Annotated in this window: 26 protein-coding genes; 21 read left to right on the forward strand and 5 right to left on the reverse strand. The window is 60.0% G+C overall.

The annotated features are described in order from the left end of the window. Positions 1–15 precede the first annotated feature (15 nt). The 6 genes from ACZ0A4_RS11205 to ACZ0A4_RS11230 all read left to right on the forward strand — a co-directional run bounded on the left by ACZ0A4_RS11205 (position 16) and on the right by ACZ0A4_RS11230 (position 6,819). A complete protein-coding gene (locus ACZ0A4_RS11205; protein ID WP_463574705.1) occupies positions 16–942 on the forward strand; it encodes a 4-hydroxyproline epimerase in 927 nt (308 codons plus the stop codon). 56 nt (positions 943–998) lie between these two features. Further along, positions 999–1,946 (forward strand): dihydrodipicolinate synthase family protein, encoded by a 948-nt coding sequence (locus tag ACZ0A4_RS11210; RefSeq protein ID WP_463574706.1) that lies wholly within the window; start codon positions 999–1,001, stop codon positions 1,944–1,946. A 72-nt stretch (positions 1,947–2,018) separates the two neighbouring features. Next, entirely contained in the window at positions 2,019–3,611 is a 1,593-nt protein-coding gene (locus tag ACZ0A4_RS11215; protein WP_463574707.1) for an aldehyde dehydrogenase (NADP(+)), read from the forward strand. Further along, complete coding sequence (locus tag ACZ0A4_RS11220; RefSeq protein ID WP_463574709.1) at positions 3,601–4,863, forward strand: NAD(P)/FAD-dependent oxidoreductase; 1,263 nt, start codon at positions 3,601–3,603, stop codon at positions 4,861–4,863. The genes ACZ0A4_RS11215 and ACZ0A4_RS11220 overlap by 11 nt, the downstream gene beginning before the upstream one ends. A 172-nt stretch (positions 4,864–5,035) precedes the next feature. Beyond that, positions 5,036–5,869, forward strand: a complete 834-nt coding sequence (locus tag ACZ0A4_RS11225; RefSeq protein ID WP_463574711.1) for an oxidoreductase — start codon at positions 5,036–5,038, stop codon at positions 5,867–5,869. Between the two features lie 11 nt (positions 5,870–5,880). Continuing rightward, the gene (locus ACZ0A4_RS11230) at positions 5,881–6,819 is read left to right on the forward strand and encodes an AraC family transcriptional regulator (RefSeq protein ID WP_463574712.1); all 939 of its coding nucleotides are present in this window, start codon (positions 5,881–5,883) and stop codon (positions 6,817–6,819) included. A gap of 5 nt (positions 6,820–6,824) precedes the next feature. On the opposite strand, the gene ACZ0A4_RS11235 is transcribed toward ACZ0A4_RS11230, so the two are convergent. Together ACZ0A4_RS11235 and ACZ0A4_RS11240 are read right to left on the reverse strand one after the other, a co-directional pair. Continuing rightward, the gene (locus ACZ0A4_RS11235; RefSeq protein ID WP_463574713.1) at positions 6,825–7,025 is read right to left on the reverse strand and encodes a hypothetical protein; all 201 of its coding nucleotides are present in this window, start codon (positions 7,023–7,025) and stop codon (positions 6,825–6,827) included. A 169-nt stretch (positions 7,026–7,194) separates the two neighbouring features. Then, positions 7,195–8,121: a Gfo/Idh/MocA family protein gene (locus ACZ0A4_RS11240; protein WP_463574714.1), complete on the reverse strand. Its 927-nt coding sequence runs from the start codon at positions 8,119–8,121 to the stop codon at positions 7,195–7,197. 188 nt (positions 8,122–8,309) lie between these two features. Here ACZ0A4_RS11240 and ACZ0A4_RS11245 point away from each other — a divergent pair, with 188 nt between their 5' ends. The 6 genes from ACZ0A4_RS11245 (at position 8,310) to ACZ0A4_RS11270 (ending at position 13,000) form a co-directional block, all read left to right on the forward strand. Beyond that, entirely contained in the window at positions 8,310–9,359 is a 1,050-nt protein-coding gene (locus tag ACZ0A4_RS11245) for an NAD(P)-dependent alcohol dehydrogenase (RefSeq protein WP_463574716.1), read from the forward strand. Positions 9,360–9,504: 145 nt separating this feature from the next. Continuing rightward, complete coding sequence (locus ACZ0A4_RS11250) at positions 9,505–10,200, forward strand: tRNA (adenine(22)-N(1))-methyltransferase (protein ID WP_463574718.1); 696 nt, start codon at positions 9,505–9,507, stop codon at positions 10,198–10,200. 158 nt (positions 10,201–10,358) lie between these two features. Beyond that, positions 10,359–10,574 (forward strand): tautomerase family protein, encoded by a 216-nt coding sequence (locus tag ACZ0A4_RS11255; RefSeq protein ID WP_007916028.1) that lies wholly within the window; start codon positions 10,359–10,361, stop codon positions 10,572–10,574. After that, entirely contained in the window at positions 10,571–11,227 is a 657-nt protein-coding gene (locus ACZ0A4_RS11260) for a DsbA family oxidoreductase (RefSeq protein WP_463574719.1), read from the forward strand. The genes ACZ0A4_RS11255 and ACZ0A4_RS11260 overlap by 4 nt, the downstream gene beginning before the upstream one ends. Before the next feature lie 48 nt (positions 11,228–11,275). Further along, on the forward strand, positions 11,276–11,986 hold the full coding sequence (locus tag ACZ0A4_RS11265; protein ID WP_463574720.1) for an SDR family NAD(P)-dependent oxidoreductase: 711 nt from the start codon (positions 11,276–11,278) through the stop codon (positions 11,984–11,986). A 93-nt stretch (positions 11,987–12,079) separates the two neighbouring features. Beyond that, on the forward strand, positions 12,080–13,000 hold the full coding sequence (locus ACZ0A4_RS11270) for a LysR family transcriptional regulator (RefSeq protein WP_463574721.1): 921 nt from the start codon (positions 12,080–12,082) through the stop codon (positions 12,998–13,000). A 75-nt stretch (positions 13,001–13,075) separates the two neighbouring features. Here the strand turns inward: ACZ0A4_RS11270 and ycaC are convergent, their stop codons facing one another. Further along, entirely contained in the window at positions 13,076–13,708 is a 633-nt protein-coding gene (gene ycaC, locus ACZ0A4_RS11275) for an isochorismate family cysteine hydrolase YcaC (RefSeq protein WP_007916011.1), read from the reverse strand. A 128-nt stretch (positions 13,709–13,836) separates the two neighbouring features. After that, positions 13,837–14,433 carry a TetR family transcriptional regulator gene (locus ACZ0A4_RS11280; protein ID WP_463577541.1) on the reverse strand — a complete coding sequence of 199 codons (597 nt, stop codon included), beginning with the start codon at positions 14,431–14,433 and terminating at the stop codon, positions 13,837–13,839. A 141-nt stretch (positions 14,434–14,574) separates the two neighbouring features. Between ACZ0A4_RS11280 and ACZ0A4_RS11285 the strand changes: the two genes are divergently transcribed. The 5 genes from ACZ0A4_RS11285 (at position 14,575) to ACZ0A4_RS11305 (ending at position 18,620) form a co-directional block, all read left to right on the forward strand. After that, positions 14,575–15,675, forward strand: coding sequence for an alkene reductase (locus ACZ0A4_RS11285; protein WP_463574723.1), 1,101 nt, complete (start codon positions 14,575–14,577; stop codon positions 15,673–15,675). A 71-nt stretch (positions 15,676–15,746) separates the two neighbouring features. Then, entirely contained in the window at positions 15,747–16,529 is a 783-nt protein-coding gene (locus ACZ0A4_RS11290; protein WP_463574724.1) for an SDR family NAD(P)-dependent oxidoreductase, read from the forward strand. A gap of 5 nt (positions 16,530–16,534) precedes the next feature. Beyond that, positions 16,535–17,374: an alpha/beta fold hydrolase gene (locus tag ACZ0A4_RS11295; protein WP_463574725.1), complete on the forward strand. Its 840-nt coding sequence runs from the start codon at positions 16,535–16,537 to the stop codon at positions 17,372–17,374. A gap of 53 nt (positions 17,375–17,427) precedes the next feature. After that, positions 17,428–18,426 (forward strand): NADP-dependent oxidoreductase, encoded by a 999-nt coding sequence (locus tag ACZ0A4_RS11300; RefSeq protein WP_463574726.1) that lies wholly within the window; start codon positions 17,428–17,430, stop codon positions 18,424–18,426. A gap of 32 nt (positions 18,427–18,458) precedes the next feature. Further along, the gene (locus ACZ0A4_RS11305) at positions 18,459–18,620 is read left to right on the forward strand and encodes a hypothetical protein (protein WP_463574728.1); all 162 of its coding nucleotides are present in this window, start codon (positions 18,459–18,461) and stop codon (positions 18,618–18,620) included. 16 nt (positions 18,621–18,636) lie between these two features. Here the strand turns inward: ACZ0A4_RS11305 and ACZ0A4_RS11310 are convergent, their stop codons facing one another. After that, the gene (locus ACZ0A4_RS11310) at positions 18,637–19,569 is read right to left on the reverse strand and encodes a helix-turn-helix transcriptional regulator (RefSeq protein ID WP_463574729.1); all 933 of its coding nucleotides are present in this window, start codon (positions 19,567–19,569) and stop codon (positions 18,637–18,639) included. Positions 19,570–20,131: 562 nt separating this feature from the next. Between ACZ0A4_RS11310 and ACZ0A4_RS11315 the strand changes: the two genes are divergently transcribed. From ACZ0A4_RS11315 to ACZ0A4_RS11330, 4 genes are all read left to right on the forward strand, one after another. Then, the gene (locus ACZ0A4_RS11315) at positions 20,132–21,481 is read left to right on the forward strand and encodes an MFS transporter (RefSeq protein WP_463574730.1); all 1,350 of its coding nucleotides are present in this window, start codon (positions 20,132–20,134) and stop codon (positions 21,479–21,481) included. Between the two features lie 99 nt (positions 21,482–21,580). Continuing rightward, positions 21,581–22,273, forward strand: coding sequence for a fumarylacetoacetate hydrolase family protein (locus tag ACZ0A4_RS11320; RefSeq protein ID WP_463574732.1), 693 nt, complete (start codon positions 21,581–21,583; stop codon positions 22,271–22,273). Between the two features lie 50 nt (positions 22,274–22,323). Then, complete coding sequence (locus tag ACZ0A4_RS11325; RefSeq protein ID WP_463577543.1) at positions 22,324–23,082, forward strand: SDR family oxidoreductase; 759 nt, start codon at positions 22,324–22,326, stop codon at positions 23,080–23,082. Between the two features lie 32 nt (positions 23,083–23,114). Further along, positions 23,115–24,071, forward strand: coding sequence for a 2-hydroxyacid dehydrogenase (locus tag ACZ0A4_RS11330; protein WP_463574733.1), 957 nt, complete (start codon positions 23,115–23,117; stop codon positions 24,069–24,071). The last annotated feature ends 16 nt before the right edge of the window (positions 24,072–24,087 follow it).

Genomic DNA, 24,087 nt, shown 5'->3' on the forward strand with positions numbered 1-24,087 from the left:
TAAAGGAATCTATCCATGAAAGAACTACACGTCATTGATTCACACACCGGCGGTGAACCCACGCGTCTGGTGATGACAGGCTTCCCCGACCTGCCCGGCAACAGCATGGTGGAAAAACGCGATGCGCTGCGCACACAGCATGATCAATGGCGCCGCGCCTGCCTGCTGGAACCGCGCGGTAACGATGTGCTGGTCGGCGCGTTGTATTGCGAGCCGGTCTCGCCGGACGCCACTTGCGGGGTGATTTTCTTCAACAACGCCGGCTATCTGGGCATGTGCGGCCACGGCACCATCGGCTTGATCAATTCATTGCAGTACTTGGGAAAAATCCAACCGGGCATCCACAAAATCGACACGCCCGTCGGCACGGTCAGCGCCACGTTGCATGACGACGGAACCGTCACCTTGGGCAACGTGCCCGCTTATCGCCACCGCAAACAGGTGCCGGTGGATGTTCCAGGATTCGGCCGTGTCTTCGGCGACATCGCCTATGGCGGCAACTGGTTTTTCCTCGTTTCCGAGCACGGTCAGACGCTGACGATGGACCACGTCGAACGCCTCACCGCTTACACCTGGGCGATGCTCAAGGCCCTCGAAGACCAAGGCATCTACGGCGAGGACGGTGCCGTCATCGATCACATCGAACTGTTCGCAGACGACGCCGTTGCCGACAGCCGCAACTTCGTCATGTGCCCCGGCAAAGCCTACGACCGCTCCCCGTGCGGCACCGGCACCAGCGCCAAACTCGCCTGTCTGGCCGCCGACGACAAGCTGCAACCCGGCGTGACCTGGGTGCAGGCGAGCATCACTGGCAGCCAGTTCGAAGGCCGCTTCGAATGGCAAGGCGAACACATTCGCCCGTACATCACTGGCCGCGCCTACATGACCGCCGACAGCACCTTACTGATCGACGAAGCAGACCCGTTCGCGTGGGGCATCTGAGCCACCGCGCGGGCTTTTCACCTCAATTTGAATGATGTGCCAAGGAGTTAAAAACAATGAGCGACAACATCTTCACCGGTTGCATGCCAGCCCTGATGACCCCGTGCACCGCCCAACGCAAACCGGACTTCGATGCGCTGGTCGCCAAGGGTCGCGAGCTGATCGATATCGGCATGAGCGCCGTAGTCTATTGCGGCTCGATGGGTGACTGGCCGCTGCTGACCGAAGCCGAACGTCAGGAAGGCGTGGCGCGTCTGGTCGCCGCCGGGGTTCCAACCATTGTCGGTACCGGCGCAGTGAACTCTCGTGAAGCGGTTTCCCACGCGGCCCACGCGGCAAAAGTCGGCGCTCAGGGTCTGATGGTAATCCCCCGCGTGCTGTCCCGTGGCGCTTCGGTCACTGCGCAAAAAGCCCACTTCGCAGCGATTCTGCAAGCCGCGCCAAACCTGCCAGCAGTGATCTACAACAGCCCTTACTACGGCTTCGCCACCCGCGCCGACCTGTTCTTCGAACTGCGCCGCGAGTACCCGAACCTGATCGGCTTCAAGGAATTCGGCGGTGGCGCCGACCTGCGTTATGCCGCCGAAAACATCACCTCCAAGGACGATGACGTGACCCTGATGGTCGGCGTCGACACGCAAGTGGTGCACGGTTTCGTCAACTGCAACGCCACCGGCGCCATCACCGGCATCGGCAACGCTCTGCCCCGCGAAGTACTGCAACTGGTGGCGCTAAGCAAGCAAGCGGCCAAGGGTGACGCCAAGGCCCGCCGTCAGGCGCGGGAACTGGAATCGGCGCTGGCCGTGTTGTCGTCGTTCGATGAGGGCTGCGATCTGGTGCTGTATTACAAGCACCTGATGGTGCTCAACGGCGATAAGGAATACACCCTGCACTTCAACGAAACCGATGCGTTGAGCGATTCGCAGCGGCGTTATGCCGAGAAGCAGTATTCGCTGTTCCGTCACTGGTACGAGAACTGGTTGGCGGAACAGAACTTCGCCTGATCGTCTTACCCTCACCTGCCGCGAAGCCTTGTGAGGCGCGGCAGGCCCCCCCTTTTTTTTCAGGAAGACACCATGACTCTGACGGGCCACATGCTGATCGGACAGCACACGGTTGCTGGCCATCGCGCCGCCATTCGCGGGACCAATCCGGCTACCAATGAAACGCTGGCGCCAGCGTATGCCGGCGGATCGGCCGAGCATGTCGAACAGGCCTGTGCTCTGGCTTGGGCAGCGTTCGATGTTTATCGCGAAACGGCGCTGAATGTTCGCGCTGATTTTCTCGAAAGTATCGCCATGGAAATCGAAGCCATCGGCGATGAACTGATCGACCGCGCCCACGCCGAAAGCGGCCTGCCGCGTGCGCGTTTACTGGGCGAACGCGGGCGTACTTGTCAGCAATTAAGAATGTTCGCCCGCACGGTGCGCGCCGGCGAATGGCTGGATGTGCGTGTCGATAGCGCACAACCGCAACGCCAGCCGCTGCCGCGTGCGGATCTGCGTCAGCGTCAGATCGCGCTGGGGCCGGTCGCGGTGTTTGGTGCGAGCAATTTTCCGCTGGCATTTTCGGTGGCAGGCGGTGACACCGCGTCAGCATTGGCCGCCGGTTGCCCGGTGATCGTCAAGGCGCACAGCGCGCATCCCGGCACCAGCGAACTGATCGGTCGCGCGGTTGCTCGGGCGGTAAAAAACTCTGGCTTGCCGGAAGGCGTGTTCTCGTTGCTGTACGGTTCCGGCCGCGAAGTGGGCATCGCACTGGTCACAGATTCACGGATCAAAGCGGTGGCATTTACCGGTTCGCGCAGCGGTGGCCTGGCGTTGATTCAAGCGGCACAGGCCAGACCCGAACCGATTCCGGTGTACGCGGAAATGAGTTCGATCAATCCGGTGCTGCTGTTTCCGACGGCGCTGGACAATCGCACGCAGGCGTTGGCTGAAGGGTTTGTGGCCTCGCTGACACTCGGCGCGGGCCAGTTCTGCACCAATCCGGGCTTGCTGATTGCCTTGAAAGGACCGGCGCTGGACAGGTTTATTGCCGCCACCGCCGAGATCATTCAACGCAGTCCGGCGCAGACGATGCTGACACCGGGCATTTTCAGCGCTTACGAATCTGCTGTGAATTCACTGGCCGGGAATGCCGCAGCACGCATCACCGGCATCGGTCAGGCCAGCACCGGCCCGAACCAATGTCAGGCGCACCTGTTCGTCACCGAGGCCGCCGACTTTCTCACCGATCACAGGCTGCAAGCCGAAGCGTTCGGGGCGGCCGCGCTGATCGTGCAATGCAGCAGTGAGGCTGAAATCCGCCAGGTCACCGAACATCTGGAGGGCCAGTTGACCGCGACATTGCATCTGGATGAGCAAGACCTGGAACAGGCGCGTGCATTGCTGCCGACACTGGAGCGCAAGGCCGGTCGGTTGCTGGTCAACGGCTGGCCCACCGGGGTCGAGGTGTGTGACGCAATGGTGCATGGCGGGCCGTTCCCGGCAACCTCAGACTCGCGAACGACATCCGTGGGTTCAGCGGCGATCCTGCGTTTTCTGCGTCCGGTGTGCTATCAGGACTTCCCGGACAGCCTGTTGCCGACCGCACTGAAGCAGGCCAATCCGCTGCAATTGCGTCGTCTGCTCGATGGGCAAAGGGAAGCTCTGCACCATGGCCAATAACGTTTACCATGACATCGCCGTGGTTGGCGCAGGCATCATCGGCGTCGCCTGTGCATTGCGTCTGGCTCGCCAAGGGTTGCGCGTGGTGGTGATCGATCGGCAGCCACCCGGCCATGGCGCTTCGTTCGGCAACGCCGGGCATCTGGCGACCGAGCAGGTGTTTCCGATTGCCGACGCGTCCATCCTCAAGCACTTGCCGGCGATGCTGATGGACCCTATGGGACCACTGAGGCTGGACTGGAAATACCTGCCGCGCGCCTTGCCGTGGTTCACCCGGTTGTTACTGAATCTGCGTCGGGCGCCTTTTCAGAACACCGTGGCCGGATTGCGCGCACTCAATGAAAGCAGTCTGGAGGCCTGGCAGCGCTTGCTCGCCGATATCCAGCGGCCCGATCTCCTCAGGGTCGACGGCTCATTGCTGGTGTTCGAAAAGCCTGAATCCCGTCACGCCATCGAAGCGCTGCAAGCGCGCATGGCTCAGCAGCAGGTAGCGGTCGACTACTGGCAAGCCAGCGCCATACGCGAAACCGCGCCGCAACTCAGCGAACACATTCAGGGCGGCTTGTTTTTTCCGCGCACCGGGCACTTCATCGACCCGTATCGCGTGGTGTGTGAATTGGTCGAAGCGGCCAAGACCAGCGGCGTGAGCTTCGTACAGCAGCAGGTTCAGGGTGGCTATGTGCAAGAGCACGGGGTGACGCTGACCACCGGCAATGGCGGTCTGACTGCCAGCCGCGTGCTGATTGCCTGCGGTGCACATTCGGCGAAACTCACCGCCGCCCTCACCGGCAAAAAAGTACCGCTGGACACCGAGCGCGGTTATCACCTGATGCTGCCCCAGGAACACGACCGACTGCCCTTCCCCGTGACCTCACTGGAGCGCAAATTCATCATGACGCCGATGTCCGAGGGGTTGCGGTTGGCGGGTACCGTCGAGTTCGCCGGTCTGGAAAAACCGCCGAGCATGGAACGCGCGTGGCAGTTGCATCGATTGAGTCAGGGCTTGTTTCGCAGGGATCTGAGCGCTGAAGCGGCGACGCCGTGGATGGGTTTTCGACCGTCGTTACCGGATTCGTTGCCAGTGATTGATCAGGTCTGTGGGGGCAAGGTGTTGCTTGCTTTTGGGCACCAGCATCTGGGGCTGACACAGGCGGCGGTGACTGCGGAGATGGTGGTGCGGATGACGGGCGCAGATGCAATCCCGGCAACGGCTTTGCCAAGTGGCGCGCCCTATCGACTGGCACGTTTCTGACGGCCACAGAACGGCAAGATCGACCGTGAGCGTGCTTAGCGGCGCTGCCACCGTTTTTTCTGAACATCACGAGCGCCTGATAGAAATAGGCAAGGCTGCAAGACAAACCGGCATAGGTTACCGCTTGTGTGGTGGCTACCATGACGTCACACCCGAGTCATTGGAGACCGTCATGAAACCAAGCAAAACCCTGTTCATCACCGGCGTCAGCAGCGGTTTCGGCCATGCGCTGGCCAAGGAAGCCATTGCCAACGGCCACCGCGTGATCGGTACTGTGCGCAATGAAACCGACCTGAAAAATTTTCAGGCACTGTCCCCGGACAACGCTTGCGGCGTGCTGCTGGATGTCACTGATTTCGAGCGGATCGACAGTGTCGTTGCGCAAGTCGAAGCCACACACGGCCCGATCGACGTGCTGGTCAACAACGCCGGTTATGGCCACGAAGGCGTTTTCGAAGAATCACCCTTGCAGGAGATGCGCCGTCAGTTCGACGTCAACGTGTTCGGTGCCGTGGCGATGATCAAAGCCTGTTTGCCGTTCTTTCGCGAGCGCCGCGCGGGGCATATCCTCAATATCACCTCCATGGGCGGCACCATCACCATGCCGGGCATCGCCTATTACTGCGGCAGCAAATTTGCCCTCGAAGGGATCTCAGATACCCTGAGCAAGGAGCTGCGGCCCTTTAACATTTTCGTCACTGCCGTGGCACCGGGCTCGTTCCGTACCGATTGGGCGGGTCGTTCGATGCAACGCACCGAGCGCAGCATTGCCGACTACGACGCCAGTTTCGACCCTATCCGTAAAGCGCGGGAGGAGAAAAGCGGCAAACAGCTGGGCGATCCGCAAAAAGCGGCCCAAGCGATGTTGCAGATCATCGCCAGCCCGGCACCACCCGCCCACTTGCTGCTGGGCAGTGACGCCTTGAGTCTGGTCCGTGACAAACTGAAATATGCGGCCAACGAGATAGATCAATGGGAAGCGTTGACCCGGTCCACCGATCATTGAGAGAGGATGTGATGACGCAGGTCGATGCAAGCACCGCGCGCATGGTGCAACTGATGGAAGTCCTCGCGCCGGTCGAGGGCTACAACCTCAGCGCGCTCGATGACGTGCGCTTCCTGCGCTCGAATCGCCCACTGACCCGCACGCCGGTGTTGTACGACCCCGGCATTGTCATCCTCTGCCAGGGTCGCAAGCGCGGTTATCTGGGTGGGGACACCTACGTCTATGACGCGCAGCATTATCTGGTGGTGTCCGTGCCCATCCCCTTCACCATGGAGACCGACGCCACGGCAGCCGAGCCGATGCTCGCGATTTACATGCAACTGGACTTTCAGCTGGCCAGCGAGTTGATGTTGCAAGTCGATGAGGTGCATGGCGTCAGCGATGCTGAGCCAAAAGGCATGTACGCCTCGCCGATGGACGACGCGCTGCGCACCACGACCCTGCGTTTTCTCGAGGCGATGAGCGTCGCCGGTGAAGCGCAAATTCTCGGGCCGGCGCTGGTACGTGAGATCTATTACCGCATCCTCACGGGCGAGCAAGGTGGATCAATGCGTGCCGCGCTGCATCGTCGCGGGCATTTCGGCAAGGTGAGCCGGGCGATCCGCAAGATTCACAGCTGTTATCAGCAGCGCCTCGACGTCGAGCAGTTGGCCCACGAAGCGAGTATGAGCGTGCCGAGTTTTCACCTGCACTTTCGCAGCGTGACCGATACCTCGCCGATGCAGTACCTGAAGTCGACACGCCTGCATCAGGCGCGACTGCTGATGCTGCGCCAAGCCATGAGCGCATCGGCGGCGGCGTTCGACGTCGGTTATGAAAGCGCCTCGCAATTCAGTCGCGAGTTCAAACGTTTTTTCGGCCGGACGCCACAGGCGGAGATTGAATGGATGAAGGCGACGTACTCATTGCCGCCGCCGACAACGCCTTGCGAATTCGTATCGTCGCACTAGACCGGTCATTGCGACTCGGGATGCTCGCTCGACACCGAGTTGTTGGCCGTCACATCCGTCATGTCTTCATCGACCGGCGACTCTTCATCGGCGGGCAACGGAACCTCGGGCTGGTTGCGTTTCGGATCATGCCCCGTCTCATTGTCCGTCGTTCGTGTCACGTCTTGCTGTGACCGGTTGCCCGGCGCATTTTCATCGATGTCCATGCTTGTTTCTCCGTTCTTGTACGCGGGATATCCGCGCTTAAACGTGAGAGGCAACGGCACCGCGCAAGTGCCGGGCAATGGACGAACGGTGCTCCAACGAAAAAAGCCTGCCGTTCAAGGGCAGGCTTTCGCTTGGCGACTGAAATAACCGCGCCGGGCCAGCCGGCCTCTAATCGTAAAACGCCTCGACCGACACTCGACTCCCGACAAAGAAACTGTCCGCCACCAAGCGCAGCGGCTGCACATCCAGATCGCTGGCCTTGTCGCCAATCAACTGCTGAAAATGCCGATACACCGCTGCGTACTCGCCCTCCTCCGACACCGCCTGGCGCACGCCGTCGATGCTCAACAGCGCGCCACCGTTATCCAGGCGCAAAACGCCTTCGGCGCAACGCACCTCGATACTCCACAGCTCATCATGGCCGTGGTCGAAGTCGAACTCCGCACGCACATCGAGTTGATGCGCATCAGCCATTTTGATCGACGCAGCAATCGGTGACTGGCAGTTGTTCGGTACGCGCAGTTCGGCCGATTCGACAAACAGCGGCAGCGCCAGTAAATGAGTCACGATCGACAAGGCATTGATGCCCGGATCGAATACGCCGAGACCACCGGGTTGCCAGATCCACGTTTGGCCGGGGTGCCATTTGCGTACATCTTCTTTCCAGTCGATCTGCACGCTTTGCAAAGTGCGCGAGGCAAGCCAGTCGCGAGCGGCTTCGATACCGGGCGCGTAGCGTGAATGCCAGGCAAACAATGCGCTGACGCCCTGCCCGGCAGCCTGATCGACCAGCGCCATTGCCTCGCCCAACGTGGCACACGGCGGCTTTTCCACCAGCACGTGTTTGCCGGCGGCCAGTGCTTGCTGCACCAGCGCAAAGCGCCCTTGCGGGGGGGTGCAGAAGGCAATCGCGTCAACCGGCGGGCCGTTTTCCAGCAACTCACTCAGCGATTGGAAATTTTCCACGCCAGCACAAGGCTTGCCTTGGGTGGCGACGGAGACCAACTGGAAAGCGGGATTGGCGAGGATTGCCGGGACGTGTTGATCCTGGGCGATCTTGCCGTAGCCCACCAGACCGAGACGGATTGGTTGCATCAATGACTCCTGTTTTGATTTTGTTGTCGTCAGTGAACCGGGAGATTACCTGCAAACGCCACGAGCGTCTGTCCGCGCAATGTCACAACAACGCACAGGATCAGGCAAGGATTGCACAGGAATGCACTAGTGCCCGCAGCGCTGGAAAAGAAACAATGCCTTACGACAAACCGATCGAGGATGTTCCCATGCTTGTACAAGCCTACGGCGCCCACGCGGGCGACAAACCCCTTGAACCGATGCAGATCAAGCGCCGCGCGCCGGCCGCCCATGATGTGCAGATCGATATCGCGTTTTGTGGCATCTGCCATTCCGACCTGCACCAGGTGCGCGCCGAATGGGCCGGCACACAATTTCCTTGCGTACCGGGGCACGAGATCGTCGGTCGCGTGTCGGCCGTTGGCGCCCATGTTTCAGACTACAAGGTCGGTGACCTGGTCGGCGTCGGCTGCATTGTCGACAGCTGCAAACATTGCGATGACTGTGAAAGCGGTCTGGAAAACTACTGCGACAGCATGATCGGCACCTATAACTTCCCGACGCCGGATGCACCGGGCTGGACGCTGGGTGGCTATTCGCAAAACATCGTCGTGCATGAACGCTACGTGCTGCGCATCCGTCATCCCGAGGCACAACTGGCCGCCGTCGCGCCGCTGCTGTGTGCCGGTATCACCACCTACTCGCCACTGCGCCACTGGAACGCCGGTCCCGGCAAGAAAGTCGGCGTGGTCGGCATCGGTGGCCTCGGCCACATGGGCATCAAACTGGCTCACGCTCTGGGTGCCCACGTTGTCGCGTTCACCACCTCTGAATCCAAGCGTGAAGCGGCCAGGGCGCTGGGCGCCGATGAGGTTGTGGTGTCGCGCAATGCCGAAGAAATGGCCGCGCACGCCAAGAGTTTCGACCTGATCCTCAACACCGTCGCGGCGCCGCACGATCTCGATGCTTTCCTCGTGCTGCTCAAGCGCGATGGTGCCTTGACGCTGGTCGGCGCGCCAGCCACCTCGCACCCGTCGCCGAACGTCTTCAACCTGATCATGAAGCGCCGCACGATTGCCGGTTCGATGATCGGCGGCATTGCGGAAACTCAGGAGATGCTCGACTTCTGCGCCGAGCACGGCATCGTTTCCGACATCGAACTGATCCGCGCCGACCAGATCAACGAGTCCTACGAGCGCATGCTCAGGGGTGACGTGAAATATCGCTTCGTGATCGACAACGCGACGTTGGCGGGCTAAGCGCAAACGGCTGACGGGCAGCCCGGTGTTGCCAATCAGCCGTTGAATTCCGTCGCCGGGATTTGACAGGCCCGGCGATGCTCGCCAGAGTCGCACCCCTTTGCCTGCCATCGGGCCGCAGGATTGTGTTGAACAGGGGTTGCCGTTGAACGAACAGACATTGTCCATGCGCCTTGAGCGCGTGGCTGCACACGTGCCGGCCGGCGCGCGACTGGCCGATATCGGCTCGGATCACGGCTATCTGCCGGTGGCGCTGATGCGCCGTGGCCTGATCGCATCGGGCGTGGCGGGTGAAGTCGCGTCGACGCCGTTCCACGCGGCCGCACGCACCGTGCGCGAGAATGATCTGCAGCGCCACATCAGCGTGCGCCTGGCTGATGGTCTGGCGGCCATCGAATCTGACGACGCGATTACCGCCATCACGATCTGCGGCATGGGTGGTGAAACCATCCGCGACATCCTCGACAGCGGCAAAGCCCGTTTGAGCGGCAAAGAACGCCTGATCCTGCAACCCAATGGTGGCGAACAACCGCTGCGCCTATGGCTGATGGAAAACGGCTATCGCATCCTCAGCGAAGAACTGCTGCGGGAGAACCGCTTCCACTATGAAATCATCGTTGCCGAGCGCGCCGAACCGGTGACTTATTCCGCCAGGGAACTGTACTTCGGCCCCTTGCAGATGCAGACCCGCAGCCCCGAGTTTCTGCGCAAATGGCAGCACAAACTTCGCCACAAGCAGAAGACGCTCAGCCAGCTCGCCCATGCGCAGCAGGGTTTACCGGATGGAAAGGTGCAAGACCTGACGCAACAGACACGCTGGATTAGCGAACTGCTGGCCTGAGCGCCGGCGTCTCGCTGGAAAGGCGCGCGCCCTCATTTGATACACCGCATCACAAATGATGTACCTCAAACCCCATTTATCAACTCCCACCCTCCTCTTAAAGTTCTCTCCAACAGCCGCCCATCACTCCGACGGGCCGGCGACTGGAGAGTCCTCAAATGCCTTTCATCAGCGTACGCATCACCCGTGACGGCGTGACCCGGGAACAGAAAGCCCAAGTCATCAAGGAAATCACCGAAACGATGGAGCGGGTTCTGCACAAGGATCCGAAACTCACCCACATCGTCATCGAAGAAGTCGACACCGATAACTGGGGTTATGCCGGCATCACCACCACCGAATATCGCCAGCAGTTAGCGGATTCGCAGTCGTGAGTCGTACCGTGAAAATCGACTTCGTCTCGGATGTCGTTTGCCCCTGGTGCGCGTTGGGTGTCACTGCGCTGGAGCAAGCGATCCAGAATCTGGCCGGCGAAGTCGACGTGGAACTGACCTACAAACCGTTCGAACTGAACCCGGACATGCCCGCCGAAGGTGAGCACGCCATCGAGCACATGATGCGCAAATACGGGCGCAGTGCCGAGCAAGTGGCGGATCGCAACGCGATGATCATCGAACGCGGCGAGCAGATCGGTTTTCACTTCGACCTGGAAAAACGCAGCCATTTCCACAACACCTTCGATGCCCATCGACTGCTGTTCTGGGCCGCCACACAAGGCCGTCAGCGTGAGTTGAAGCGAGCCTTGCTCAAGGCCTACTTCACTGACGGCTTGAACCCGAATGACCACGCCACGCTGGTGATGCTGGCAGGCGCAGTCGGGCTCGACAGTCAGCGTGCGCAAGAGGTGCTGGCCAATGCTGAGTTCAGCCAGGCCGTGCGCGAACTCGAACGGTTTTATCAGCAGCGCGGTATCGATTCGGTTCCGGCGATGGTGATCGATGACAAACAGGTCATCCCCGGTTCCCAGTCCATTGCTTATTACGAGCAAGCATTACGTCAGGCAGCGCAGCTTCCGGCTCACGCCTGACCAGCGACATCCGTTTATTCAACCATCCAGATTGCATGAGGAAACATCATGAGCACGTCCAAGAAAGTTGTTGTGATTACCGGCGCCTCGCAAGGCATTGGTGCAGGCCTGGTCAAGGGTTTCCGTGAGCGCGGCTATCAGGTTGTCGCGACCTCGCGCTCGATCAAAGCGTCCACCGACCCGGATATTCTCGCCGTCGCCGGTGACATCGCCGACCCGCAAACCGCCGAGCGGGTGATCCGCGAAGCCGTCGCACGTTTCGGGCGCATCGACACGCTGGTCAATAACGCCGGGATCTTCGTCGCCAAACCCTTCACCGAATACAGCAAAGAAGACTACTCACAGGTCGTGGCGACCAACATGAGCGGCTTTTTCCATATCTCGCAATTGGCCATTGCCGAAATGGAGAAAAACGCCAGCGGCCACATCGTCAGCGTCACCACTAGCCTGGTTGACCACGCGATTGACGGCGTACCGTCGGTGCTCGCCTCGCTGACCAAGGGTGGCATCAACGCAGCGACCAAGTCGCTGGCCATCGAGTACGCCAAGCGCGGCATTCGGGTCAACGCGGTATCACCGGGCATCATCAAAACGCCGATGCACGGTGAAGAGACTCACGCCGCCCTCGGCAGCCTGCACCCGGTGGGTCATATGGGTGAAATCGATGACATCGTGCAAGCGATCCTCTACCTGGACGGCGCGAACTTCGTGACCGGCGAAATCCTCCATGTCGACGGTGGTCAGAGCGCTGGCCACTGAGACCGCCGCGCAGCACTGCCGGTGTGTACCGGCGGTGCCGCTTCATGAGATAAGGCGGAGGATGAAATGTCAGTTGATCCTCGGTGTACTCACATGAAGCGCCACTTTGATGACTTGCAACTGGGCAGTATCGAACTGTTCTGCCTCGCCGCTGAAGCCGGCAGTTTCACCGCTGCCGCCCAGCTTGCAGGCGTTACGCCGGCAGCGGTGAGCCGGTCGATTCTGCGTCTGGAACAGCGCTTGGGCTCACGCTTGTTTGCCCGAACCACCCGCAGCATTCGCTTGACCGAGGCTGGCAGAAACTTTTTCGTCCAGTGCAGCCAGGCGCTGACGCAACTGGTCGAAGCGCAACAAGAAGTCATGGGCGCACAGTCGTCACCCTCCGGGCTGTTGCGCATCAGCCTGCCCACCACTTACGGGCATCACCGCATCCTGCCGCTGCTGCCAAAATTTCGCGCGCTCTACCCTGACGTCACCGTCGACATCCACTTGGGCAACCGCAACATCGACTTTGTCGGCGAAGGCTACGATCTGGCGATCCGCGTCCGCGCGCAGCCGGACTCGACCATGGTCGCGCGCCTGCTGGAGGATGCAAAACTGGTGGTGGTCGCCTCCCCCGACTATCTGAAAAAGGCTGGCACACCGCAGACGCTTGAGGATCTGGTGCAACACGAGTGCATTCAGTTCGAACTGCCGAGCAGCGGGCGGCGAATTTCCTGGCTGTTTCAGGAACACGGGCAGGATCGCGAAGTGTTTTCCGACGGGGGGTACTCGTGCTCCGACGATGTACTGGGCGGCGTCACCTTGGCCAAACATGGTGCCGGGGTCTTCCAGACGTACAAGTTCATTGTCGAAAAAGAGCTGGCCGACGGCAGCCTCGTCGAAGTTCTCCAGCCGTACGCCGGCCGCTCGCGCCCCTACACATTGTTGTACCCGCACGGTCGGTATGTGCCGCAACGGGTACGGGCGTTTGTTGATTTTCTGTTGCAGTTTCGGGATGAGTGGGCCAGTTAACGCTGATTAAATCGGCGCAGCACAAATGATAAAAGCCTGCTTTTCATGGCAGGCTTTCGTTTGTATCGCGCAGGCTTACTTCTGCTGAGCGGTCAGCGCCGAGTAGCTGTTCATCAGGTTGCGGTAGTTCGGGATCCGTTGCGACAGCAGGTTGCCCAAGCCTTCAATGTCGTTGCGCCAGTCACGGTGCAGCTCACACGCCACCGAGAACCAGTTCATCATCTGTGCACCGGCCTGAGTCATGCGGCTCCACGCGGCTTGTTGCACAGTGGTATTGAAGGTGCCGGAAGCGTCGGTCACCACAAACACATCAAAGCCTTCCGCCAGCGCCGACAAGGTCGGAAACGCTACGCAGACATCGGTCACCACACCGGCAATGATGATCTGCTTGCGACCGGTGGCCTTGATCGCTTTGACGAAGTCTTCGTTGTCCCAGGCGTTGATCTGGCCTGGACGAGCGATGTACGGCGCGTCCGGGAACATCTCTTTCAGCTCCGGGACCAGCGGGCCGTTCGGGCCTTGTTCGAAACTGGTGGTGAGGATGGTTGGCAGTTCGAAGAACTTGGCCAGGTCGGCCAAGGCCAGCACGTTGTTCTTGAATTCGTTTGGCGAGAAGTCCTGCACCAGAGAAATCAGGCCGGTCTGGTGGTCGACCAGCAGCACGATGGCGTCGTCTTTGTTCAGGCGGTTGTAGGTTGGAGTGGTCATGGTCTGAGTCCCTTTTGAGTTTTTGAATTTGTTGTTGCGTTCAAGTTGGGTACAGATTACTGACGCACAGGGACGGGATAAATCGGCTGAAACGCGTTTCACCGTCAACTCAAAAGGGACAATACCGATCAACCACCCTCTGCTTCACTGTTGGTAGAAGTCGACAATGAGGCGGTCATTTCAGCGTGGCACACCGCAAGTATTTCATCGGCCAGCGCTGAATCATCCGGGCAGGCCCGCGACAGGATAATCGCGCCAACCGCTCGCGCTAGCATGTCGATCATTTTCACTCGCCCCTCACCAGATTCCGCGTCGGGCCCTGTCGGGTACTTGTCGCCAAGCGTCTGCAGCGTGCGCTCGATCCCATCGGCAAACGCCGTTTTCACATCGTCAGACTGACGCGCTGCGTCGCCGCACAAAGCGGCCATGGTGCAACCGCTGCCCCGCCCGTCCCGATGCTCCCTCGACACATAGACGTCGACAAAGCCCTGAACATCGACCATTTCGGCACCGACCAAAGAGCGCGCAAGACTGTTGGCCGAAGCTTCGGACATCAGGTCGGCTTTCGAGCCAAAGTGTTTGTAGAAACCGCCGTGGGTGAATCCGGCAGCCGCCATGAGATCCGCGACGCCGACACCGTCAAAACCTCGCTCACGAAACAACTCCGAAGCGGTCTCGACGATGTGCTCGCGGTTTGCCTGGGCCTGGGCTTTGGTGACTCTCACGTGCAATACCTCCGCTGAAAAATCATGCGCCGATGATACATAGATGTCAGCCATAATCAAAACCGTTGACAGTTTAGATTTCGATCATCATCCTAATGACAGACATTATCGCTGCTCATCCACAGGCACGGATCCAACCCCATGACCGATCAAAATCTGTTCACGTCGTACACGCTTGGCTCCCTGACGCTGGCGAATCGCATCGTTCTCGCGCCGCTGACCCGTAATCGAGCGGGCGAAGGCTTTGTGCCCAGTGAATTCGCAGCCACCTACTACAGTCAGCGCGCCTCTGCAGGCCTGCTGATTTCCGAGGCGTCGCAGATCTCCCGACAAGGCCAGGGCTATCAGGACACCCCGGGGATTTACACGCAGGCGCAGATCGATGGCTGGCGCAAGGTGACCGCTGCGGTGCACGAAAAAGGCGCGAAGATCTTTCTGCAACTGTGGCATGTCGGTCGTGTTTCACATGTTGATCTTCAAGAAAACAGCGCCGCACCAGTAGCGCCCTCCGCGATACGCCCGGCGAGCAAAGTGTTCGTCAACAACCGTTTTGAAGACGTTTCGGCGCCGCGCGCGCTGGACATCAGCGAGCTGCCCGGGATCGTCAACGATTTTCGTCAGGCAGCGGTTAACGCTATCGCTGCCGGGTTTGATGGTGTGGAAATCCACGGTGCCAACGGCTATCTGCTCGATCAATTCATCAAGGATGGCGCCAACGTGCGCACCGATGCCTACGGCGGCTCGATTGAAAATCGTGCGCGCTTGTTGCTGGAAGTGACGGCCGCGGTCGTCGCCGAGATTGGCGCAGATCGCACCGGCATTCGCCTCTCGCCGGTGTCGCCGGCCAACGGCGTTTCGAGCAGCGACCCGCAAGGGCAATTCGATTACATCGTCGAGCAACTCGATGCGCTGGGCATCGTTTATCTGCACGTGGTCGAAGGCGCAACCGGCGGGCCGCGCGATGTCGCGCCGTTCGATTTCGGCTCTCTGCGCCAGCGTTTCAAAAACACTTACATCGCCAACAACGGCTACGACCTCGACCTGGCGAACGCGCGGATCGCCGAGGACCACGCCGATCTGATCGCCTTCGGTCGCCCGTTCATTGGCAATCCCGATCTGGTCGAGCGTTTGGCGGCCGGTGCACCGTTGGCCGGTTTCAACCCCGCCACCCTGTATGGCGGTGGTGCGGAAGGCTACATCGACTACCCGACCCTGGCGGAATGGAGCGCTGCTGCTCAGTAAGCCGAGCACCAGCGCATTTACTGCTTCATGCATCAGTCCCTGATCGACTTTTTTGACTAAGAGATGACCCTATGAACGCCCAACCTGCTGCTCTGATCACTGGCGCCTCTACCGGCATTGGCGCGGTTTACGCCGAACGCTTTGCCCAACGCGGGCATGATCTGGTGCTGGTCGCCCGCGACCTTGATCGCTTGGAAACACTCGCAGCGAAGTTGCGTAACGAACACAGCGTCGCCGTGGACGTGCTTCAGGCCGACCTGACCCAACTCAGCGATCTGCACACCGTCGAAACGCGCCTGCGCGACGATGCGCGCATTGGCATCCTCGTCAATAACGCGGGTGCCGCGCAGTCCGGCAACTTCATCGAGCAGAGCACCGACAAAGTGGCCAATCTGGTCGCCCTCAACACCACGGCACTGGTGCGGCTCGCCAGTGCCATCGCCCCCCGTCTGGCCAAGGCCGGTGACGGCGCGATTATCAACATCGGCTCGGTAGTCGGTCTGGCCCCGGAGTTCGGCATGTCGGTGTACGGCGCGACCAAGGCGTTTGTCCTGTTCCTGTCTCAGGGCCTGAGCCTGGAACTGTCACCACTGGGCGTTTACGTGCAAGCCGTGCTGCCGGCCGCGACGCGTACCGAGATCTGGGATCGCGCGGGCATCGACATCAACACCTTGAGCGAGATCATGGAAGTCACCGATCTGGTCGATGCGGCGCTGGTCGGTTTCGATCGTCGTGAGCCGGTGACCATTCCGCCGCTGCACGAAGGTGAGCGCTGGGACGCCTTGCAAACCGCGCGGCAGGGCCTGCTGACACAGATCCGCCAGTCGGCAGTCGCCCAGCGCTATCTGGCGTGAGTGCAATGGAGCAGATGCTTTTCGTCAGCGCCGCCAACCAATCGATTGAGGTTGGCAACACGACCTTCGCCTATCGAGACCTCGGCCCGAAATCGGCGGTGCCGCTGATCATGCTGAATCATTGGGGCGCGGTACTGGACGACTTCGATCCGCGAATCGTCGATGGTCTGGCGCGGAACCGGCGCGTGATCGCCATTGACTATCGCGGTGTCGGCGGCTCAGGCGGCACCGCGCCCCTGACCGTCGCGCAGATGGCTGACGACGTCATCAGCCTGATCGGCGCGCTGAAATTCACCAGCGTCGATCTGCTGGGTTTTTCCCTCGGCGGATTCGTTGCTCAGGACATTGCGCTCAAAGCCCCGGCCTTGGTACGTCGATTGATTCTGACGGGCACCGGACCTGCTGGCGGTGTCGGTATCGACAAGGTCGGTGCGGTTTCCTGGCCACTGATGTTCAAGGCCTCGTTGACCCTGCAAGATCCCAAGGTCCACTTGTTTTTCACCACAACAGCCAATGGACGCCGGGCCGCGACAGACTTTTTGCAACGCCTGAAAGAACGCCGCAAAGACCGCGACAAGCGCCCGACACCCAGCGCTTTTCTGCGTCAGTTGAAAGCCATCAAGGCCTGGGGGAAACAGACGCCGCAGAACCTTGGCGGCCTGCAAATTCCGACACTGGTGGTCAACGGGGACAACGACATCATGGTGCCCACGGTCAACTCGATTGATCTGGCGAACCGGATTGCCCACGCGCAATTGATCATTTATGAAGACGCCGGACACGGTGCAATCTTCCAGAACTACGCTGATTTTGTCAGTAAGGCGCAGGCGTTTCTCGATCGCTGAGGCAATCCGCTCGGGCAACGCAGCCCTCCCCCAACACTGTGAGAACCGTCCCCATGAAAGCATTTTTGATCGATCGCTACGGCAAGCAGAACGGCGGTATCGGCGAGGTACCCGAACCTGTGCCAGGCAGCCACGACGTGCTGATTGAAGTGCATGCTGCCAGCGTCAACCTACTCGACTCAAAGATTCGCAGCGGCGAATTCAAACTGATTCTGCCGTATTCATTCCCCTTGGTACTGGGCAACGACTTAGCCGGCGTGGTGATTCAGACAGGCGCTGAGGTCAAGGGATTCAAGCCCGGAGACGAGGTATATGCGCGCGTGCCCGAACAGCGAATCGGCACCTTTGCCGAGCGAATCGCCGTCGACCAAAACGCGGTGGCCTTGAAGCCCGCCAACCTCAGCATGGAGCAAGCCGCAGCTGTTCCTTTGGTTGCCCTGACAGCCTGGCAAGCGCTGGTCGATATCGCCGGTTTGCAAAAGGGCCAAAAAATCTTGATTCACGCCGGTTCCGGCGGTGTCGGAACCATCGCCATTCAACTGGCCAAACACCTCGGTGCTGTTGTCGCAACCACCACCAGCACCGCGAATGTCGAGTGGGTGAAGGCGCTGGGCGCAGACGTGGTGATTGATTACAAACACCAGCAATTCGAGCAGGAACTGCGCGACTACGACGTGGTACTGAACAGCCTTGGCGCTGATGTTCTGGAGCATTCATTGAAGGTGCTCAAGCCAGGCGGCCAGCTGATTTCCATTTCAGGCCCGCCAACCGCAGAGTTCGCCAAGGCGCAAGGATTAGCCTGGCCACTGCGGCAAGTCATGCGTTTGTTGAGCCTGAGTATTCGGCGCAAGGCGCGCAAGCAGGATGTCCGTTACAGCTTTCTGTTCATGCGGGCGAACGGCTCACAGCTGAGCGACATCACCACCCTGATCGAGGCTGGCGAGATCACGCCGGTGCTGGACCGCACCTTTGCCTTCGAGTCGACGAGTGAAGCCCTGAAGTACGTTGAACAGGGTCGCGCAAAAGGCAAAGTCATCGTTCGGATCAAATAGCGGCAGATCGGTCATCATCTGGCGAAAGACATATGGATAACGCAACCTGCACCACCGAAGATCCTGCCGCCGGTGAACAACACGACGTGCAGAACCAAAAGGACACTGAGCAGGCGTCGCCCACGCCTGCATTGCAAGGCACGATGCTCAGCACGGCGCCTGTCGTCTGGCGACCTTTAATGCTCGAATCTTAAACGCCCCGGTCCTGGCTCAGGTGTCCAACGGCGTTTGCGGCGTATCGGGATTGAGTTGCCGACGACGGAATTGCCCGGGCGGCTGGCCATGAATCTGTCGAAAACGTCGAGAGAAATACGCCTCGTCCGCGAAGCCGCACAAGCGTGCGACCTCGCCCACCGAGCGCGTGCTGTTGAGCAGGAAATTGCGTGCCGCGTGCATTCTGCGTTCGAGCACCAGTTCGGTGAAAGTCTTGCCAATCTCCTTGCGCAACCAGTGCGTGAGATACGTCGGTGACAGGTAAGTCGCTGCTGCCACTTTGATCAGATTGAGATCGGGGTCAGCGATGTTCTTGCGCAAGTACTCGAACATCCGGCTCATTGCATCCCGCCGGCTGGCCTCGGCCGCGTTCTCTTCAGCCAGGCGTTTGAGCGGCTCGGCGTATAGAAAGCAAACGCTGCCGATCAGTTGCAACAGCAAGCCCTTGAGCATCTCGCGCGTACCGAACTGGCGGTTCTCGTCCAGCGCGCGCATCTCTTCGATCAGGGCGCAAACCCTGGCGAAATCCTCATCGCCCAGAGTGAAATCCAAGTGCTCCTGAAAACGGAACGGCGACAACTCCGGCGCCAGCAGGATCGACACTTCTTCGAGATCCATCGGGTCGCACTGCAAATGCGGCAGCAGAAAGGTCTGGGAAAAATTGATCACTATAAAGTTGCTGTCCGCCGGATGCGGAATCACATGCACCCGGTGCGGCAGGATGAATGCCAGGGTGTTACGCGGGAACGGTCGCTCGACGTTGCCGATGTGCTGCAAGGTGTCGCCACCAAGGTTGATCTGAATCTGGAAATACTCGTGCCGATGCGGACTGGTCTCGGCACGGCGACCCTTTTTGTCGCGGATGTAGAAGTCCGTCAATTCGCTGCGTTGCTGCATGACATAGGTGGGAATGCGGTGCTGTGACGACATCTGCTGAGGATCCTCGACAGGTACGTTGGGCGTAAACGGGCGTCCGTCATCTTGCAGCCATGCGGCCAACGCATCAAGACGTCATACGATGACTTTGTCGAGGCGAAATTATTTCGCCGCAGGGTGGCATTTAGCCTGTCCAAAAAAACCATGAAAGAACAAAATTTTTTTTGTTCTTATTTTCAGTATGTTGAGAGATATTCCTCATCTATAAAATCAAAAGTCTAGCGTTTGATTTTCTTGGACAGGTTTATCAAAGCCATTTTCATATGGAAAAAATGATCTAACACCGCAGTTGATTAGAAGAGGTTGTACGACCACTGTAACAACCAACGCAGCCCAACCTCTTCCAAAAACAATCAAAGGTGTGCACGTCATGATCCTGCTATTGCCCCTCGCTGACCCGCCCGATTGCTCCCCGATCACGCCGCCCGGAAGACGTACCTGAACGTCTGACGCAGCCGCTCATTTCAGTCTCGATTGCCATGCCCTGTCCGATGCGGGCAACGCTTTCGGCTGCGCGAAAACATCTCGATTCTTCTAACAATAACGAGGTCTCTTCATGTCGAATTCACATGTTTCCCAAGCCACCGTGCCGCCGGTGATAGACGGTTCCCGGGACGCCATCGTGCCGCAACGCCTGCCCTCGCGGCGACGCTGGTTCATGCTCTCGCTGTTGCTGATTGCGACGATCATCAACTACATCGACCGGGTCAACATCTCGATTGCCGCGCCGTTCATGGCCAAGGATCTGGGTCTGGACAAGATCGAGATGGGCCTGATTTTCTCGGCATTTGCCTGGACTTACGCCTTGGCCCTGGTGCCGGCCGGGTTCATCGCCGACCGCTTCGGTTCGCGCTTCACTTACGGGGTTTCCCTGATCAGTTGGTCGACGGTGACCGTATGCCAGGGCTTTGCCACAGGCTTCGCGTCATTGTTCGGTTTGCGTCTGGCGGTCGGTGCCATGGAAGCACCGGCGTTCCCGGCCAACAGCCGTGCGGTGACGGTGTGGTTTCCGGCGCGGGAACGCGGGCTGGCCAGCAGTATCTATGTCTGCGGGCAATACCTGGGGACGGCGCTGTTTACCGGTGCGCTGCTCTGGCTGGCAACCACCTTCGACTGGCGTCACGTGTTCTACAGCACCGGCGTACTCGGCATCGTGTTCGGGGTGTTGTGGCTGTACCTGTATCGCGACCCGCTGAACTGCAAGAAAGTCAGCAAAGAAGAACTGAAGTACATCGAAGCCGGCGGCGGTCTGGTCAAAAGCAGTCAGGAACGCACCCGATTCAACTGGCGGCAAATCGCCGAGTTGTTCAGCTACCGGCAGATCTGGGCGATTTGCATCGGCAAATTCGCCAGCACCTCGGCGCTGTACTTCTTCCTGACCTGGTTCCCCACCTATCTGATTGAAGAACGCAAGCTGACCATGATCAAGGCCGGGATCTTCGCCGTGTTGCCCTTCGTCGGTGCAACAGTCGGCATCCTCCTCGCCGGCATCGTGTCGGACTTGTTGATCCGCCGTGGCTACTCGATGTCGTTCGCCCGCAAGTTGCCGCTGGTGATCGGCTCGATGCTGGGCATGTCCATCGTGCTGGTGAATTTCACCGACTCGAACACGATCTGCATTGCCGTGCTGACCATTGCCTTCTTCGCCCAAGGCATTGCCTCGTCCTCGTGGGCAGCGGTGTCGGAAGTTGCGCCCAAGGAACTGATCGGCTTGACCGGCGGAATCACCAGCCTCGCTGCAAACATTGGCGGCATCGTCACGCCGATCGTGATTGGCGCGATTGTGCATGCCACCGGTTCCTTCGCCTGGGCCTTCTGGTTCATCGGTGGCGTAGCCCTGATCGGCACTCTCTCCTACTCGCTGTTGCTCGGGCGCTTGTACCGCATCGAATTGAAGGTGCGCTGAAGCCAACAGCACCGTTTTCTCCAACTGGAGGCGGCTTTCGTCCAACTTCACCAACGACTGCCGCCGTACGCTGAAGATACCAACAGGACTCTTAACAGGATGAACATGACTGAATACGTCTTCACCCCGGATCTGCCCGTGACTTTGCCGGTGCTTGGCAGTGAGCAGCGTTTTCCCGTCGGCCGGGTGTTTTGTGTCGGCCGCAACTATCCATGGCCAGACGCAGTCGGCCAGTCGCGCCAGCCGCCGGTGTTTTTCATGAAGCCGGCGAGCAATGTCGTCGACGCGGTCGGTGAGGTGGCGTTCCCGGCGCTGACCGATGATTTCGCCCACGAAATCGAACTGGTGGTAGCCATCGGTGAAGGTGGCGCGAACATCCCCGAAAGCGAGGCGCTGGCTTATGTCTGGGGTTACGCCGCCGGCCTCGACCTGACCCGCCGCGACGTTCAGCGCGCAGCCAAGAGCAACGGTTTGCCGTGGGAGGGCGCCAAGGTATTTGACGGAGCCGCGCCGATGACCGCCATCGTCCCGGTGACCCGCGCCGGCCATCCCGAAGGCGAATTATGGTTGAACGTCAACGGCGAGGAGCGTCAACGCGACAGCCTCGACAGCCAGATCTGGTCGGTCGCTGAAGTGATCAGCCGGATCTCCCGGTCAGTCGCGCTCAGGGCCGGCGACCTGATCATGACCGGCAGCCCGGCCGGCGTCGACGGCCTGCAACCGGGCGATGTGATCAACGCCGGAATCGACGGCATCGGCCAGCTGGAAATGCGCGTCGGCCGCAAGCCTTGACCGCTACGTACGCCTCAGTGATTTGAAGACAGGAGAACAACAGGATGTCCATCACTCAACCTTTGAAAGTCGCGCTGGTCACCGGCGCCGGTAGCGGCATCGGCCGCTCCGTGGCGCTTGGCCTGCTGGCCGACGGTTACACCGTGGTGCTTGCCGGGCGCCGGCCGGAACCGCTGCAAGCACTGGTCGAACTGGCGGCGAGCGAGGGCCACGCAGCCTTGGCAGTGCCGACCGATGTGCGCGATCCAGCCAGTGTCGATGCACTGTTTGCCAGCATTGCCGAGGTCTACGGACGTCTGGATGTGGTGTTCAACAATGCCGGAGTCAATGCCCCGGCCGTGCCGCTCGATGAACTGACGTTCGAGCAGTGGCGCAACGTGATCGACACCAACCTCAACGGGGTTTTCCTCTGTGCTCGTGGTGCCTTCGGACTGATGCGTCGTCAGCAGCCTCAGGGCGGACGCATCATCAATAACGGTTCGATTTCGGCACACACACCACGTCCATTCAGCAGCGCCTACACCGCCAGTAAACATGCGGTACTGGGCCTGACCAAATCGCTGGCGCTGGACGGTCGCGAATTCAACATCGCCTGCAGCCAGATCGACATCGGCAACGCCCTGACCGAAATGTCGGTACGCATGACCAAAGGTGTACGTCAGGCCAACGGCAGCATCGCCGTGGAGCCGATGGTTGACGTCAAGCATGTCGCCGATGCCGTGCGCTACATCGCCGGCCTGCCGCTGTCGGCCAACGTTCTGAACATGACCGTCATGGCCAGCGCCATGCCGTTTGCCGGCCGCGGTTGAGCCGGTCTTTTTATTCGGTTAGAGAGGTTTACATGAAGCCAGAAGTCTTGCAGCTCAGCCCGATCCTGATTCCTGAAATCAACACGCGTCTCGATGAACTGTTCACGGTCCGCCGCTATTTCCAGCAAACGGACAAAGCGGCGTATTTGCAGGAACACGGCGCGAATATTCGCGGGGTGATCACCGGCGGCCATACCGGCATCACCCAGGCCGTCATGGCGCAACTGCCGAAACTTGAAGTGGTGGCGGTCAACGGCGTCGGCACCGATGCGGTTGATCTGGCTTACGCTCGGGATCGCGGTATCCGCGTGACGGCGACCATTGGCGCGCTGACCGAAGACGTCGCCGACCTTGCCATCGGCTTGCTGATTTCCGTGTGTCGCGGACTGTGCACCAGTGATCGTTACGTACGCTCCGGCCAGTGGCCGCAAAGTCCGACTCCGCTGGCGCCACTGCCCCTCGCGCGTCAGGTGTCCGGCATGCGTATCGGCATCGTCGGCATGGGCCGGGTTGGCCGCGCGGTGGCCAGCCGAGCGGCTGCCTTCGGCTGTCCGATCAGTTACACCGACCTGCAACCGATGAGCGATGTCACCCACACTTTCGTCGCCGACCTCAAGCAATTGGCCCGTGACAGCGATGCGCTGATTCTCGCCGCCGCTGCCGACAAGGCTGAAGCCATCATCGATGCGCGAGTGCTCCAGGCCTTGGGCAAGGATGGCTATCTGATCAACGTGGCACGGGGCAAACTGGTCAACGAGGGTGATCTGGTGGCGGCGCTGAATGCCGGAGAGATCGCCGGTGCGGGGCTGGATGTGTTTGTTGATGAGCCGAATGTGCCGGAAGCCTTGTTCGGTAACGAACAGGTGGTGCTGCAACCGCACCGCGCCAGCGCGACATTGCAGACGCGCACGCGGATGGGTGAGATGGTGGTGGCGAGTTTGCTGGACAGCTTTGCCGGGAGGACGCCGGAGGGTTGTGTCACTGGTTAAGTGGCGCGTGCCGAAA

It is taken from the genome of Pseudomonas sp. AC172 (assembly GCF_979258595.1).